General features: G+C 73.1%; 13 protein-coding genes. 10 read left to right on the plus strand and 3 right to left on the minus strand.

What is annotated here, in order from left to right; translation table 11 throughout:
• The 6 genes from ACGFNU_RS13105 to ACGFNU_RS13130 all read left to right on the plus strand — a co-directional run.
• On the plus strand, positions 1 to 742 hold a 742-nt coding region (locus tag ACGFNU_RS13105; RefSeq protein WP_392593053.1), incomplete at its 5' end, for a M24 family metallopeptidase.
• 46 nt (positions 743 to 788) lie between these two features.
• On the plus strand, positions 789 to 1,346 hold the full coding sequence (efp, locus tag ACGFNU_RS13110; RefSeq protein ID WP_392593055.1) for an elongation factor P: 558 nt from the start codon (positions 789 to 791) through the stop codon (positions 1,344 to 1,346).
• A 120-nt stretch (positions 1,347 to 1,466) separates the two neighbouring features.
• On the plus strand, positions 1,467 to 1,883 hold the full coding sequence (gene nusB, locus ACGFNU_RS13115) for a transcription antitermination factor NusB (RefSeq protein WP_392593057.1): 417 nt from the start codon (positions 1,467 to 1,469) through the stop codon (positions 1,881 to 1,883).
• Positions 1,884 to 1,901: 18 nt separating this feature from the next.
• The gene (locus tag ACGFNU_RS13120) at positions 1,902 to 2,738 is read left to right on the plus strand and encodes a methyltransferase domain-containing protein (protein ID WP_392593059.1); all 837 of its coding nucleotides are present in this window, start codon (positions 1,902 to 1,904) and stop codon (positions 2,736 to 2,738) included.
• A complete protein-coding gene (locus tag ACGFNU_RS13125) occupies positions 2,735 to 4,000 on the plus strand; it encodes a DNA polymerase IV (protein ID WP_392593061.1) in 1,266 nt (421 codons plus the stop codon). The genes ACGFNU_RS13120 and ACGFNU_RS13125 overlap by 4 nt, the downstream gene beginning before the upstream one ends.
• A gap of 147 nt (positions 4,001 to 4,147) precedes the next feature.
• Positions 4,148 to 4,534: a DUF3040 domain-containing protein gene (locus ACGFNU_RS13130; RefSeq protein WP_392593062.1), complete on the plus strand. Its 387-nt coding sequence runs from the start codon at positions 4,148 to 4,150 to the stop codon at positions 4,532 to 4,534.
• 263 nt (positions 4,535 to 4,797) lie between these two features.
• Here ACGFNU_RS13130 and ACGFNU_RS13135 read toward each other — a convergent pair whose 3' ends face one another.
• From ACGFNU_RS13135 to ACGFNU_RS13145, 3 genes are all read right to left on the minus strand, one after another.
• Complete coding sequence (locus tag ACGFNU_RS13135) at positions 4,798 to 7,182, minus strand: DUF3488 and DUF4129 domain-containing transglutaminase family protein (protein WP_392593064.1); 2,385 nt, start codon at positions 7,180 to 7,182, stop codon at positions 4,798 to 4,800.
• The gene (locus ACGFNU_RS13140) at positions 7,179 to 8,714 is read right to left on the minus strand and encodes a DUF58 domain-containing protein (RefSeq protein ID WP_392593066.1); all 1,536 of its coding nucleotides are present in this window, start codon (positions 8,712 to 8,714) and stop codon (positions 7,179 to 7,181) included. Before ACGFNU_RS13140 ends, ACGFNU_RS13135 begins: the two co-directional genes overlap by 4 nt.
• Positions 8,715 to 8,785: 71 nt before the next feature.
• Positions 8,786 to 9,820: an AAA family ATPase gene (locus ACGFNU_RS13145; RefSeq protein ID WP_392593067.1), complete on the minus strand. Its 1,035-nt coding sequence runs from the start codon at positions 9,818 to 9,820 to the stop codon at positions 8,786 to 8,788.
• A gap of 413 nt (positions 9,821 to 10,233) precedes the next feature.
• Here ACGFNU_RS13145 and mraZ point away from each other — a divergent pair, with 413 nt between their 5' ends.
• The 4 genes from mraZ to ACGFNU_RS13165 all read left to right on the plus strand — a co-directional run bounded on the left by mraZ (position 10,234) and on the right by ACGFNU_RS13165 (position 14,941).
• Entirely contained in the window at positions 10,234 to 10,665 is a 432-nt protein-coding gene (gene mraZ / locus ACGFNU_RS13150) for a division/cell wall cluster transcriptional repressor MraZ (protein ID WP_392593068.1), read from the plus strand.
• A 289-nt stretch (positions 10,666 to 10,954) separates the two neighbouring features.
• Positions 10,955 to 11,932, plus strand: a complete 978-nt coding sequence (gene rsmH / locus ACGFNU_RS13155; RefSeq protein WP_392593070.1) for a 16S rRNA (cytosine(1402)-N(4))-methyltransferase RsmH — start codon at positions 10,955 to 10,957, stop codon at positions 11,930 to 11,932.
• On the plus strand, positions 11,929 to 12,720 hold the full coding sequence (locus ACGFNU_RS13160; protein ID WP_392593072.1) for a hypothetical protein: 792 nt from the start codon (positions 11,929 to 11,931) through the stop codon (positions 12,718 to 12,720). The genes rsmH and ACGFNU_RS13160 overlap by 4 nt, the downstream gene beginning before the upstream one ends.
• Before the next feature lie 25 nt (positions 12,721 to 12,745).
• A complete protein-coding gene (locus tag ACGFNU_RS13165) occupies positions 12,746 to 14,941 on the plus strand; it encodes a peptidoglycan D,D-transpeptidase FtsI family protein (RefSeq protein ID WP_392593074.1) in 2,196 nt (731 codons plus the stop codon).
• The last annotated feature ends 87 nt before the right edge of the window (positions 14,942 to 15,028 follow it).

The following is a 15,028-nucleotide window of genomic DNA, read 5'->3' on the forward strand; positions in this document are numbered from 1 at the left end:
GCGTGACGACGCACTCGAGCTGTCGGCGCTGAGCAGGCCGGTGGAGGGGCTCCGGTTCGTCAAGGACGAGGAGGAGCTGGCGCTGCTGCGGGAGGCGTGCGCGATCACCGACCGCGCGTTCGAGCGCATCCTGCCGATGGTCCGGCCCGGCGTGACCGAACGCGAGGTCGCCATCGCGCTGGAGCGGCAGCTGATCGACCTCGGGGCCGAGGCGCCCGCGTTCGACTCGATCATCGCGTCCGGGCCGAACGGCGCGGTGCCGCACCACCGTCCCGGCGACCGCGAGATCGCGTCCGGCGACCTGGTGACGATGGACTTCGGCGCCCGCTACGGCGGCTACCACGCCGACATGACCCGCACCGTGGCCGTCGGCGCGGTCGCCGGCTGGCAGCGCGAGGTGTACGAGCTGGTCAAGCGGGCCCAGCAGGCCGCCGTCGACGCCGCGCGGCCCGGCGCCGAGACCAAGGCCGTCGACGCCGCCGCCCGCGATCTGATCAAGGCGGCCGGCCATGGCGACGACTTCCCGCACGGCCTCGGGCACGGCGTCGGCCTGGAGATCCACGAGGCTCCGCTCATGGGGTACGACAGGACCGGTAAGCTGAGGGATCGAGTTCCCGTCACCGCCGAACCCGGGGTCTATCTCGCGGGCCGGGGCGGTGTCCGGATCGAGGACACGCTGGTGGTCCGCGCGGACGGGCCGGAGCTCCTCACCAAGACGACCAAGGAACTGCTCGTACTCTGATCCCCCACGGGATCCGCACGGGCGGGACCGCGACCAGGAGAAACACGTGGCGACGACGAACGACCTGAAGAACGGCATGACGCTGAACATCGACGGCCAGCTCTGGACCGTCATCGAGTTCCAGCACGTCAAGCCCGGCAAGGGCCCGGCCTTCGTCCGCACCAAGATCAAGAACGTGCTCTCCGGCAAGACCGTCGACAAGACCTTCAACGCCGGCACCAAGGTCGAGGTCGCCAGCGTCGACAAGCGCGAGATGCAGTACCTCTACCGCGAGGGCGAGGACTTCGTCTTCATGGACACCGAGACCTACGACCAGCCGCACATCCCGGCAGCCACCGTCGGCGGTGCCGCCGACTACCTGCTGCCCGAGGGCAGCGCGGTGATCGCGTTCAACAACGAGAACCCGCTGTACGTCGAGCTGCCCGCCGCCGTGGTCCTGCAGATCACCGAGACCGAGCCGGGCCTGCAGGGCGACCGCTCCACCGGCGGCAGCAAGCCCGCCACCCTGGAGACCGGCGCGCAGATCCAGGTCCCGCTGTTCATCACCACCGGCGAGAAGGTCAAGGTCGACACCCGCTCCGGCGAGTACCTCGGCCGCGGCTGAGATGGCTGCCGCGAGCAGCCGCGCGTCGGCTGGACTGAGGAGCATGGGGAGCTTGCGACTGGAGCGACGAGGGAAGCCGTCGCGCGAAGAGGGCTGCGAGCCGCCGAGCGGAGCGAGGTAATGGCAGCAAGGACCAAGGCGCGCAAGCTCGCTCTCGACATCCTCTTCGCGGCCGAGCTCCGCGAGGAGCGGCCGACCGAGGTGCTGACCCAGCGCGGCCGGCCCAACCAGGACGAGCTGGCCGAATACGACCACGCCGTCCGGCTGATCGAGGGCGTCCAGGAGCACCAGGAGCGCATCGACGAGCTGATCACCACGTACGCCACCGGCTGGACGCTGGAGCGCATGCCGGTGGTCGACCGCAACGTCCTGCGGATGGGCGCGTTCGAGCTGCTCTGGGTCGACGACGTCCCCGACGGGGTCGCCGTCAGCGAGGCGGTCGGGCTGGCGACCGAGCTGTCCACCGACGAGTCCCCGCGCTTCGTCAACGGCCTGCTGTCGCGTCTGCAGCAGCTCAAGCCCTCCCTGTCGCTGTAGCCAACTAGGCTGGGGCGGATGACGGACATGGAGGGGGCGGCCGTGGCAGCCCAAGACAGGGGTGCCGAGCGAAGCGACTCCTCTGATGGGCGGCGGGCGGGGGCTGTGGGAAGGCGTGGCGAGCGGCGGCCACGGGGGAGCAGCCGGGTCCGGAGCGCGGTGCTGTGGGACGCGCTGCGCACCGTTCTCGACCGCATCGCGCCCGAGGGGCCCAGCGACGTCGTGGACGTGGGCGGCGGCACCGGCGGCTTCGCGGTACCGCTCGCCGAGCTGGGCCACCGGGTCACGGTCGTCGACGCCAGCCCCGACGCGCTGGCGGCCCTGGAGCGCCGCGCCGACGAGTCCGGCGTCACGGTCCGGGCCGTGCAGGGCGACGCCGTCGATCTCCCGGACCTCCTCGGCCCCGACGCCGCCGACCTCGTCCTGTGCCACAGCGTCCTGGAGTACGTGGACGATCCCGCCGCGGCCGTCCGGGCGCTCACCGCGACGCTCCGTCCCGGCGGCTCGGCCAGCGTGCTGGTCGCCGGGCAGGTGGCCGCCGCCCTGCACCGCGCCGTGGCGGGGCATTTCGACGACGCCTGCCAGGTGCTCACCGACCCCGACGGCCGCTGGGGCGACCACGACCGTATGCCCCGGCGCTTCACCCGGGCCACGCTGACCGGCCTCGTCGCCGCGTCCGGGCTCACCGTCGGCGAGCTGCACGGCGTCCGGATCTTCGCCGACCTCGTCCCGAGCGGCCTCGTCGACGCCGAGCAGGACGCCGCCGACGCGCTCATCGCCCTCGAGTCGGCCGCGGCCGTCCATCCGATCCTGCGAGAGCTCGCCACCCAGCTTCACCTGCTCGCCCACAAATGAGCCGCAAACAGCAGCTGCACCGGCCCGGCCCGCAACCGGGGCCGCCGGCCGACGACACCGGCTGCTCGATCCTGCACGTCGACATGGACGCGTTCTTCGTCAGCGTCGAGCTCCTCGACCGGCCCGAGCTGCGCGGCCGGCCGGTGGTCGTCGGCGGCGCGGGTCCCCGCGGCGTGGTCGCCGCGGCCTCCTACGAGGCCCGCCGTTTCGGCGTGCACTCCGCCATGCCGATGACCCGGGCCCGCCGCCTCTGCCCCCGGGCAGTGATCATCCCGCCCGACCACGCCAAGTACAGCCGCGTCTCCGCGGCCGTCTTCGAGATCTTCCAGAGCGTCACGCCCCTGGTCGAGGGCCTCTCCCTGGACGAGGCGTTCCTCGACGTCGCCGGGGCCCTGCGGCGCCTCGGCCGCCCGGCCGTGATCGCCCAGCAGATCCGCGACCAGGTCCACGCCCAGCAGGGCATCACCTGTTCCGTGGGTGTGGCGAGCACGAAGTTCGTCGCCAAGCTGGCGTCCACCCACTGCAAGCCCGACGGCCTGCTGGTGATCCCCGCCGCCGACGTCCACGCGTTCCTCCACCCCCTCCCCGTGGCGGCCCTCTGGGGCGTCGGAGAGCGCACGGAGGAGAGCCTCCTTCGCCTGGGTCTGCGCACTGTGGGGCAGCTCGCCCAGACGCCTCTCACAACGCTCCAGCGCGAACTGGGCAACGCCCTCGGCAGCCACCTCCACGAACTCTCCTGGGGCCGCGACCCCCGCGAGGTCGTCCCCGAGAACCCCGACAAGAGCATCGGCGCCGAGGAGACCTTCGACACCGACATCGACGACCCCGACGTCATCCACCGCGAACTGCTCCGCCTCGCGGAGAAGGTCGGCGCCCGTCTCCGCGCCTCCGGAAACTCTGGCCGTACGGTAAGCGTCAAACTACGCATGGCGGATTTCAGGACGATCACCCGCTCCCGGACTCTGCGCGAGCCCACGGATCTTTCTCGTGTGATCTACATCACAGCGCGCGAGCTCTATGAGGCGGCGGGCCTGGAGCGGGTACGACTCAGGCTGGTGGGCGTCCGGGTGGAGAACCTGGGCCCCGCTGACCAGGCCCCCCGCCAGCTGGCCTTCGACGAGCCCGAAAGCGGCTGGCGTGAGGCCGAGCGAGCTGTGGACCAGGCGGCGCACCGGTTCGGCAGCGGAACGGTCCGTCCCGCCGCTCTGGTACGCCCCGCGGAACAGGGAGACGCTGGTGGCCCAAGTGACGGTAGGCGATGATTGAGGGCGGTGAGATGACCGGCATGTGGTCCTCGGTTGGCCGTTTGCTTTCGTACGCTCGTCGGGGCTCGTATTCTGGGCATATCACCGTTGAGGTTCCTGTCCTGCATCGGATACCCCGTCGCGGGGCTGTCGTTGGGAGGCGCCGTGCCGCTCTCTGAGCACGAGCAACGCATGCTCGACCAGATCGAGCAGGCGTTGTACACCGAGGATCCGAAGTTCGCTCACGCGGTCCGCTCGACCAATCCCCAGGTGCACTACAAGCGCCGGATCGTGAAGGCCGCTCTCGGCTTCGTGGTGGGCGTCTGCGCACTGATGGCGGGACTGGTCGTGAACGCGGGCCCGGTCACCATCGGGATCAGCGTGGCCGGCTTCGTCCTCATGGTGGTCTGCTGCGTCTGGGCCCTGTCCAGCTGGAAGCGCATGACCGGAGTCGGCACCGAACCGGAACGGGGCACCCAGTCCCGCCCCGCCAAGTCCGGCTTCATGGACCGCATGGAAGAGCGCTGGCGCAAACGCACCGAGGGCGAGTGACCCGAGGCCGACCGGCGGCCGCTACCAGCGGCCGCCACCCTCGCGGCCCGACCACGCCCGTCGGCCGGCCCCCAGCCGACGAACGCACCGCTCCCGCCCCGCACGCGGTGTCACTGCTCTCTAGCCACGTGTGGTCAGCTTTCCGGCTCGCGTGTGGGCAGCCGCCTCAGTGACCCGCGCCCGCCTCTTGGCAACGCCGTCCCCTGACCGTCCCGCAGCCCCCAACCGGCGCCGCCGCTCCCGGCGCATACGGGTGGGGGCCGTTACTTGTTGCGGGGGAGGCGGAGAGTGGCGTTCAGGCGGCCTGCCGTTTCCAGAGCGCGGGTGCCGGCGTGGCGGAAGTCGGACATGGTGGACGGGGGGAGCAGGCGGGCGCGCAGGCGGGCGCTGCGGCCCACGGCCGCCGACATGGCGGTGCGGACGGTGCGGACGTCGGCGCGCAGGTCCGCGGCGGGCGGGCGGGACCGGGCGTAGCGGGCCACCTCCTCGGCGCGGGCGATGCGGCCGAGGGCCTCGGAGGCCGTGGGGTTGAGCTCCAGGAGCTCGCCCAGGCGGCGGGCGGCGGCGCGGGGGCTGTCACTGGGACGCCAGCTGAGGCCGTGGTCCAGGGCGTCGGCGTGGACCTCGCGCCAGGCCGCGTGGGCGGTGGCGCTCGACGGCGGGGCCGAGGTGGTGGGCGGGGGCGCGGCCGACCAGCGGCGGCGGCGGGTCAGCAGGCGGACGACCATGGGCGCCGCCAGCAGCATGACGACCAGAAGGCCGCCCGCCAGCCAGCCGACGGGGATCGGGAAGCCGCCCTTCTCCTCGTCGGCGGTGCCGACGTCCGCGCCGCCGTCGTCGGGGCGCTGGTTGGGGCCCTCGGTGGCGCTGGGGCTCTGCGCCGTCGAGGACGTGGCCGCCGGGTCGGGGGCCTCGGTCTGCTGCTGGGCGGGTTGCTCGGCCTGCTGCTGGGTGTAGGTCGGGGTGGCGGCGGTGCCCTGGCCGCCGAACCCGGCGGGGGTGGGCTCGAAGCGCACCCAGCCGGCCCCCTCGAAGTAGAGCTCGGGCCAGGCGTGGGCGTCCTTGGAACGGACCTCCCACTCGCCCGGGCGGATCTGGGTGCCGGCGGTGTAGCCGATGGCCACGCGCGCCGGGATGTTGAGCATGCGGGCCATCACGGCCATCGAGGCGGCGAACTGCTCGCAGTAGCCGCGCTTGCTGGTCAGCACGAACTCGGCCAGGTCGTTGGCCGACGAGGGCGGCGGCGGGTTGAGGTCGTAGACGAAGTCGCCCTCGGTGAACCAGCGCTGCAGGCGCACCGCCTGGTCGTAGGCCGTGGGGGCGCCCTTGGTCACCTCCTCGGCCGTCCTGCGGACCGCGGCCGGGATGGACCGGGGCAGCTTGGTGAACTGGGTCACGATGTCCGACGGGTACTTGCTGGCCCGCGTCAGCTCGGCGGCGGTCGGCTGCACGCGCAGGCTGGAGACGGTGTATGAGCGGCCGCTCGCGGAGTCGCGGAGCGAGTAGACCATCAGCGACTGCGGGTGCGCCCGCCAGTCGCCCTTGATCTGGACCCGGCGGGGAGGGTAGGGCACGGGCAGGAAGTCGACCTTGTCCACCGCGCTCCGGATCCTGACGCGGGTCGTGACCCCGTGGAACCCGGCGTTGCCCAGGCCGGGCGGGAAGGGCAGATCGCGGCCGGACACCCGGTCCGCGGCCGAGCTCGGCATCCCGCTGTAGGTCCACCGGTCGCCCTCGAACTTGTCGAGCGCGTACATCCGCAGGTAGTCGGGCCGGTCGGCGTCGTCGGTCCGGTAGGTGAGGATCACCGCGTCGCGGTTCTCGCCGTTCAGCTTGCGCTTGAGCTGCGCGAGCGGCTCGACCGTGGTGACGGTCTGGGAGCCGCCCGCCCCGTCGCCGCCCATGCCGAACAGGCCGCGCGGATGGATGCCGGGAACGATCGTCGGGAGCAGGACGGCGACCGCCACGGCGGCGACGCCGATGCGGCGCCCGCTGGCGGCCATGCCGCTGGAGTCGGGGCGTTCGGCCACCGGCTCGGCCGTGCTCTCCGACCAGCGGCGGGTGAAGACCGCGCGGCCCCAGCCGCCGACCTGCTCGCGCGCGTCGGCCATCAGCAGCATCAGGAAGCCGAGGGCGCCGAGGCCGAACGCGAGCCAGCTCACGCTGTCCTCGCGCACCGCGGCGGGCACGCTGTACATCGCGAGGAGCGGCAGCCCGGCGGGCGCGGACCGGCGCAGCCGGACCGCGAGGAGGTCCACCACGACGGCGACGAGGCCGATGCCCGTCGCCGCCAGCAGCTCGATGCCCGGGACGAGGGGGACGGGGGCCGCGTACTGGTTGGCCGCGTTCCAGCCGTCGCCCATGAGCTCGCCCAGCCGCCGGAGCGAGCCGGGAGTGGGGATGATCCCCAGCAGCGCCTGGCTGGAGGCGAACCGCACGTTCAGATAGAGGTGCAGCGCGCCCAGCCCGCCGAGGGCGCCGAGCAGCGCGGGCGCGCGCAGGCGCCGCATGATCAGCCCCGCGCCCGCGACCACGATGACCGCGCCCAGCCCGGACCAGAACCACGTGCCGCTCGCGAACAGCGGATAGAGCCCCACCGAGCTGGCCAGCGTCGCCAGCGCGGCCATGACCGTCATCTTGAGTCTCATACGCCTTCCCACAGCCCCCTCCCACCGCCCTCTGACGGAGGAGCTTCGCTCCCGCTCTTCCGCAGCCCCCTCCCGCCACCCTCTGATGGAGGAGCTTCGCTCCCGCTCTTCCGCAGCCCCCTCCCGCCACCCTCTGATGGAGGAGCTTCGCTCCCGCCTCCCCACAGCCCCGCGCTGTCCTTGACGGGAGGAGCCTCGCTCGCGCCTTCCCAGCGCCTGCCCGCTTCCCATGGGCCCCTGGCGCCGTCCCTGGCGAGATCCTCGGTGGCCTGGTCGGCCACCGCCCAGGCGCCGGCCAGGTCCGTCGCGGACCGCACGGTCACGACCCGCCAGCCGGCCGCGCGCAGCAGCCGTGCCGCGGGCCTGCTCGCCGGCCCGTCCTTCGCCGGCCCGCCGTTCGCGGAGTCGCCGGTCGCGGTGTCGTCGTCGACCAGGATGGCGACGCAGGTGGCGGTGCCGCGCCGGACGGCCGCGACGCTACGGGCCTCCTCGGCGTCCAGCGCGCCGAAGACCGCGACGACCAGGCCGTCGCCCTCGCGGCCGTGGCCCATCGTGCCGCGCAGCGCGGCCAGGCCCGGCGTCAGCGACCGGCCGTCGGACGTGCGGACGACCGCCAGCGCGTCCAGGAGCGTCCCCTCGAAGGCGCCCTCGAACGCGACCGAGTGCGGCAGCGCCTCACCGCCGTCGGTGACGAACCGCAGGCCCATCCCGGCCCGGCCCAGGTACACCCCCACCGACGCGGTGATCGACACCGCCTGCTCGAACGAGGCGCCGGGCCCGTCGCCGCGGTGCGCGATCCGCCGGGTGTCGAGGAAGAGCGCGCCGCTGCTCTGCCAGTGCTGCTCCTCGCGCCGCACCATGAGCTCGCCGCGCCGCGCGGTGGACCGCCAGTGGACCCGCCGCAGGTCGTCGCCGTGCCGGTACTCGCGCGGCGCCACGTCGTCCTCGCCCGCGCTGGAGACCGTGCGGGCCAGGCTGTCGCCGCCGCCCGTCCAGGCGCCCGTCAGCCGCCCCGGCGGGAGCGGCACGATCGTCGGGGTGACCGTCAGCGTGTCCGACAGGCTGAACGAGCGGACCAGCTCGACCATGCCGAACGGGTCGGCCAGCCGCACGACCAGCGGCCCGACGCGGTAGCGGCCGCGCACGTCGGATCGGATCCGGTACGTCAGCTCGCGGGCGCCGTGCGGCTCGATCCGGTCCAGCACGAACCGGGCCCGCCCGCCGAGCGTGTAGGGGACCTGGTCCTCCACCAGCAGCAGCCCGCTGGGCAGGCGCGACACGTTCTCCATCCGCAGGTCGACCCGGGCCTCGTGGCCGACGGGCAGCCGGGACGGGTCGAGCCGGCGCGCGCAGGCCAGCCGGTAGCGGGTCCGCGACACCGCCAGCGTGCACAGCAGCGGCAGGGCCAGGACGAGCACCCCGGCGCGCAGCAGGTCGCGCTCACCCAGGACGAACGCGCACACGATGGCGGTGGCCCCCGCGGCCACGAAGGACCGCCCTCGGGTGGTCAGTCCGGCCAGCGCTCTTCTCAACGTTCACTTCCCGGTAAAAAGGCGGGTTCGCCAGGCGGAGCTCGTGGGACGGGCGGAGCTCATCGGGCGGGTCACTTGCGGGGGGACGGCACCGGCAGGCGGTTGACCAGCTCGGCCACGACCTGCTCGGGACGGCGGCGCTCCACCTGGGCCTCCGCCGTCGGCAGCAGCCGGTGCGCGAGGACCGGGACGGCGAGGTCCTGGATGTCGTCGGGGAGCACGTAGTCGCGGTCGTCGAGCGCCGCGTACGCCCGGGCCGCTCGCACGAGGTGCAGGGTGGCCCGGGGTGAGGCGCCCAGCCGCAGCTCGGGGTGCTTGCGGGTGGCCGTGACGAGCTCGATCGCGTACTGCTTGACCGCCGGCGCGACGTGCTGGTGCCGCACCACGTTGATGATCTCGCGGACGTCGGTGGCGTGCGCGACCGGGCTCAGCCGTTCGAGCGGCGCGCTGTGCCCGTGCACGTCGAGCATCTCCAGCTCGGCGACCGGGTCCGGGTAGCCCATCGAGATGCGGGCGGTGAAGCGGTCGCGCTGCGCCTCGGGGAGAGGATAGGTGCCCTCCATCTCCACCGGGTTCTGCGTGGCGATCACCATGAACGGCTGCTCGAGGGAATAGGTGGTGCCGTCGACGGTGACCTGGCGCTCCTCCATGCACTCCAGCAACGCGGACTGCGTCTTGGGCGACGCGCGGTTGATCTCGTCGCCGACCACGATGTGCGCGAAGACCGGGCCCGGCTTGAACTCGAACTCGCGCCGCTCCTGGTTGTAGGCGCTGACCCCCGTGATGTCGCTGGGCAACAGGTCGGGCGTGAACTGGACGCGCCGCACCGAGCAGTCGATCGAACGCGCGAGCGCCTTGGCGAGCATCGTCTTGCCGACCCCGGGCACGTCCTCGATCAGCAGGTGCCCCTCCGCCAGCAGCACCGTCAAGGCCAGGCGCACCACGCCCGGCTTTCCCTCGATGACCGACTCGATCGCATCCCGGATCTTGGTGGCGACCTGCGCCAGCCCGTCGAGCCCGTGCCCGGAACCCCCGTGCGGGTGCCGGCCGGGGGAGCCCGGGGGGTCGGTCTCTATGTACGACTCGCCGTGCGTGCCTACTGCCACCAACACCCTCCTCAGCCGAACGGCCGTACGTGAACGACAGTACGTCGTCAAGCCGTTCGCCGCGATATTTCGTCATTCCCGCCGTGCCCGCCCCGATGTCGATGCGGGCGGGGTGCCCATTGTGCTCCACCTGGATCTCCGTCACAGCCTCATGGAGCACTCCACTTCGCTCCACCTTGCCCCGGGAGACGCCTCGGCACGGGATTCCGGAGAGTTTTCGCGAGCCGCCGCGGCTTGTCGCCACGCGAGTGCCCGCCGGGCGCCCCACTCCGCACCACCCCCGCTGACCTGCGTCTTCTCGCGGGAAAGTCGTTCACGGGGAGCGTTTACGCGGTTGACGGTGGGGAAGAGTGGAGTAGAGTGGGGCGCCGTGGGGGGCAGTAGCGACCCACGCGGCGCGGGAGGTGGGGCCGATGTTCCTCGGCACCCATTCACCGCGCCTCGACGACAAGGGACGGCTGTTCCTGCCGGCGAAGTACCGCGAGGAGCTGTCGGGGGGATTGGTGATCACGAAGGGCCAGGAACGCTGCCTGTACGTCTTCCCCATGGCGGAGTTCCAGCGCATCACCGAGGCCTTGCGTGCCGCGCCGGTCACCGAGAAGGCGGTACGGGCCTACAGCCGCGTCTTCTTCGCCAGCGCCTCCGACGAGACCCCGGACAAGCAGGGCCGCATCACCATCCCGCCGCCACTGCGCACCTACGCGGGGCTGGCGCGCGACTGCACCGTCATCGGGGCCAACACCCGCCTGGAGATCTGGGACACCCAGGCCTGGGAGACCTACCTGGAGCAGGAGGAGCAAGCCTTCTCCGAGATCTCGGGGGAGGTGTTGCCCGGGGTCCTCTGAGATTCGACTCGTCGGTCCGTTGACCGGCATGGCCCACGTTCGGCCAGGTCTCCAGCCGCTCTCCAGTCAGCTGGCGCAGCTTCCCCGGTGCCAGACGGCGACCCCCCGCGGTAACGCGGTGAAACTTCCTCAGGGCAGCGGATGGGGACCTGGCCGGGCGAGGCCGCCGGAAGACACCACGACCCGCCTGAAAGGCGCCGCGACAGGCGCCCGACGGGGAGGCGGGCGACGCGGGGACCGGCGATGCCACACAGTCCGCGAGCGAGGTGGCAGCACAAGGGGGTGGACCATGGACGTGGGGGACCACGCGGCCGAGGCCGGTCACGTACCGGTCATGCTCGACCGCGTTCTGGCGATTCTCGCGCCCGCGCTGCAGGTCAGCGGCCGGGCGCCGGTCTACGTCGACGGCACCCTCGGCATGGGGGGCCACGCCGAGGCCATGCTGACGGCCCACCCGGGGCTCCGTCTCATCGGCCTCGACCGCGACACCACCGCGCTGGAACGTTCGGGCAGGCGCCTGGAACGTTTCGGCGACAGGGTGACCCTCGAGCACGCCGTCTACGACGAGCTTCCGGAGGTCCTCGGCAGGCTGGGCGTGCCCGTGGTGGACGCCGTCCTGTTCGATCTCGGGGTCTCGTCCCCGCAACTGGACGAGGCCGACCGCGGCTTCGCCTATTCCCATGACGCCCCGCTCGACATGCGGATGGACCGCACGCAGAGCCTCACGGCGGCCGAGGTGGTCAACGGCTACCCGCCCGCGGAGCTCGCCCGGATCCTGCGCGAGTACGGGGAGGAGCGGTTCTCCCAGCGCATCGCCGCCGCCATCGTGCGCGAGCGTGACAAGGCGCCGCTCGACTCGACCCGGCGCCTGGCCGACCTCGTGCGCACGTCCATCCCGGCCGCGACCCGCCGCACCGGCGGCAACCCGGCCAAGCGCACCTTCCAGGCGCTGCGCATCGAGGTGAACGGTGAGCTCGACACCTGGCGGCGGGCCCTGCCCGTCGCGCTCGACGCCCTGCCGGTCGGCGGCCGGATCGTCGTGCTCAGCTACCACTCGCTCGAGGACCGCATCACCAAGCAGGTCCTCGCCGCGCAGGCCGCCGACACGACCCCACCGGACCTGCCCGTGCCGCTGCCCGAGCACCAGCCGCGCTTCGCGCTGCTGACCCGCGGCGCCGAGCTGCCGTCCGACGAGGAGACCACGACCAACCCACGGGCCGGGTCGGTGCGCATGCGCGCCGCGGTACGGGTCCGGGAGGCGACATGACCACGACGAGCACACGCGCGCCGGGGGGCGGCGGCACGGGCAGGTCCCGGGCCGGCGGCCGCAGGTCCGGCGCGGCATCCCGGCCCGACCCGGAGGACACGACCGCGGCCAGAGCCAAGGACGCGGCGAAGCCCGCGTCCAAGTCCGGCACCAAGCCCGCCAAGCCCAGGTCCCCGGCGAAGCCCGCGGCCAAACCGGCCGCCAAGTCTTCGTCCAGGGCCGAGGCGCCGCCGAAAGCGGCGTCCAAAGCCACGTCCAAAGCGACGTCGAAGGCCCGTCCGGCCGCGGTCCGCCAGGTGGCTCCGCCGCGGGCGCCGTTCGTGCTGCTCATCGTCGGGCTGCTGGGCGGCGCGCTGGTCAGCCTCCTGCTGCTCAACACCGTCCTCGCGCAGGACTCCTTCCGCCTCACCGAGCTGCAGAGCAGCAACAAGCTGCTCGACCAGCAGCGGCAGGCGCTCGAACGGGAGATCGCACGCGAGGAGTCGCCCGAACGCCTGCGCCAGAAGGCCGAGGCCCTCGGCCTGGAGGTGCCTGACCGCGCGAGTTACATCGACCCGATGACGGGCCAGGTGACCGAGGTCGGCGGCGACGTCCGGCCGGTGCCCAACGCCGCGGCCGCGGCCGCGGCGGCCGCCGGGGCCGCAGCCGTGCCCGGCGTCGTCGTCCCGGGCCAGGGCGTCCCCACCGCTCCCGGCGGCGGGGCCACGCAGGGCGCCACGCCGCCGTCGTCGACCACGCCGCCGGCGACCCCGCGGCAGACACCCCGCATGGGGGCCGGTACGCCGTGATCGGACGGTACGAGCGGAGCGCACGATGACACGGCCGGGCCGCGGGGCGGCGGGGTCGCCCCCGGGCCGTGGGCGCGGCCCCAAGGGCGCCCCTGGCCGTGACGAGAAGAGCGGCCCGGGCGCGGCGCGCGCGTCCGGGCGTCACACCGGTAACCCCCCGCGCCCGTCCACCCCGCCGAGGTCGGGCAAAGACCGCGGCGGGTCCCGACGGACGGGCCGGGGCGGCACCGTCCCGCCGCCGCGCAAGACCGGCGCCGGCAAGCAGCCCGAGAGCAAGGCGACGGCCCCCGCGAAGACCGGCCGGACCGCTCCGGCGCCCAAGAAGGCGGCGGGGCCGAAGGGCGGCGAGAGCGCCAAGAGCCCCAAGGGGAGCAAGAACGGCACCAGGCCCGCCGACGGCCGCCGCGCCCGCCGCCCGGGCCCCGGGGCGGGGGCGGGCGGCAGGCGGCCGCCGCCGCGGCGCCCGGCGCGCCAGCGCGTCCCGTTCCACCGCCGCGACCCGATGAAGCGGCTCAACGTGGGGCTGCTCGTCGTCGCGTTCGTGCTGTCGCTGTTCGCCGGGCGGCTCGTCCAGCTGCAGACGATCGAGTCGGGCAAGTACACCGAGCTCGCCATGGAGCAGCGGCTCCAGGACATCGTCCTGCCCGCCGTCCGCGGCGACATCACCGACGCGCAGGGCAACCCGCTCGCCATGACGGTGGAGGCGCGCGCGATCTTCGCCGACCCGTACGTCATCAAGCCGGAGAAGCGGCAGGCGATCGTCACCGCGCTCGCGCCCATCCTCGGGCTGCCGCCGGCCGAGGTGATGCGGGGCATCAGCAAGCCCAAGAGCCGGTTCGTCTACCTGGCGCACGGCGTGCCCCCCGACAAGGCGCGGCTGGTGACGGCGCTGAAGTTCCTCGGCATCGGCACGCTGCCCGAGTACCGCCGCGACTACCCGAACGACGCGCTGGCCGCCGACGTCATCGGCTTCGTCAACCGCGCGGGCAACGGCGCCGCCGGTCTCGAGTCGGCCCTGAACAAGCAGCTCGCCGGGCGCAACGGCGCGCAGAAGGTCGAGATCAGCCCCGACGGCCAGCACATCCCGATGGGCGAGGACCAGAAGCGCCCCTCCGTGCCCGGCCGGGGCCTGCGCCTGACGCTGCTGCGCGACCTGCAGTCCAAGGCGCAGCAGGAGATCGAGGCGCAGGTGCGGGCGACGCAGGCCCGCAACGGCAGCGTGATCGTCATGGATCCGCGCACCGGCGAGATCCTCGCGATGGCCTCGGCCCCGGGCTTCGACCCCAACAACTACGCCAAGTCGCCGCCCGGGACGTGGGGCAACCCGATCGTGCAGGAGGCGTTCGAGCCCGGCAGCACCGGCAAGGTCGTCACGGCCGCGGCGGCGATGGAGCAGGGCGGGGTCCGGCCCGAGACCGAGTTCGTCGTGCCCTACTCGATCCGGCGGTCGGACCGGGTCTTCCACGACTCGCACCCGCACCCCACCCGGCGGCTGACCTTCGCGGGCGTGCTCGCCACGTCGAGCAACGTCGGCACCATCCAGGCCAGCGAGCGCATCACGCAGGACACGCTCTACCGCTACCTGCGCGCCTTCGGCTTCGGCGAGAAGACCGGGGTCGGCCTGCCCGCCGAGACGGCGGGCCAGCTCAACCCGCCCGCCAAGTGGTCCGGCACCGACCGCTACCCGATCGCGTTCGGGCAGACCGTCTCGGTCAACGCCCTGCAGATGGCCAGCGTCTACGCCACCCTGGCCAACGGCGGCGTCCGCGTCACCCCGCAGCTGATCGCGGGCACCATCGGCGAGGACAAGTCCTTCACCGCCGCCCCGGCGCCCCGGCAGAAGCGAGTGATCAGCGCGGAGACCGCCCGGCAGATCAGGGACATGCTGGAGGGCGTCACGACCGCCGAGGGCACCGCCCCCAAGGCCCGGATCCCGGGCTACCGGGTCGCGGGCAAGACCGGCACCGCCGAGATCGTCAACCCGAACTGCGGCTGCTACACCGGCGGTGGCTTCACCGCGTCCTTCGCCGGGTTCGCGCCGGCCGACGACCCGCAGTTGGTCGTCCAGGTCGTCCTGCAGGCCCCGAAGCGGGGGAGCCACTATGGTGGCGATGTCGCGGCCCCCGTCTTCAAGGACGTGATGAGTTTCGCCCTGCAGACTCGCAAGGTTCCGCCGACGGGGAGCAAAGCGCCGACCATCAGGATCTACGCCCGCGACTGACCGCAGCGAGTACGCTCTCTCGCCGTGAGTCCAGCAATGTCGCCGTCTTCACCACCGCCCGTCCAGCTGTCCCGACCCGGCTCAACG

It is taken from the genome of Spirillospora sp. NPDC048911 (assembly GCF_043198015.1).
GTDB lineage: Bacteria > Actinomycetota > Actinomycetes > Streptosporangiales > Streptosporangiaceae > Spirillospora.

Coding starts and splice junctions, on each gene's coding strand:
- nusB (WP_392593057.1), top strand. CDS start 1,467: ATGGCAGCAAGGACCAAGGCGCGCAAGCTCGCTCTCGACATCCTCTTC.
- ACGFNU_RS13120 (WP_392593059.1), top strand. CDS start 1,902: ATGACGGACATGGAGGGGGCGGCCGTGGCAGCCCAAGACAGGGGTGCC.
- ACGFNU_RS13125 (WP_392593061.1), top strand. CDS start 2,735: ATGAGCCGCAAACAGCAGCTGCACCGGCCCGGCCCGCAACCGGGGCCG.
- ACGFNU_RS13135 (WP_392593064.1), bottom strand. CDS start 7,182: ATGAGACTCAAGATGACGGTCATGGCCGCGCTGGCGACGCTGGCCAGC.
- mraZ (WP_392593068.1), top strand. CDS start 10,234: ATGTTCCTCGGCACCCATTCACCGCGCCTCGACGACAAGGGACGGCTG.
- rsmH (WP_392593070.1), top strand. CDS start 10,955: ATGGACGTGGGGGACCACGCGGCCGAGGCCGGTCACGTACCGGTCATG.
- ACGFNU_RS13160 (WP_392593072.1), top strand. CDS start 11,929: ATGACCACGACGAGCACACGCGCGCCGGGGGGCGGCGGCACGGGCAGG.
- ACGFNU_RS13165 (WP_392593074.1), top strand. CDS start 12,746: ATGACACGGCCGGGCCGCGGGGCGGCGGGGTCGCCCCCGGGCCGTGGG.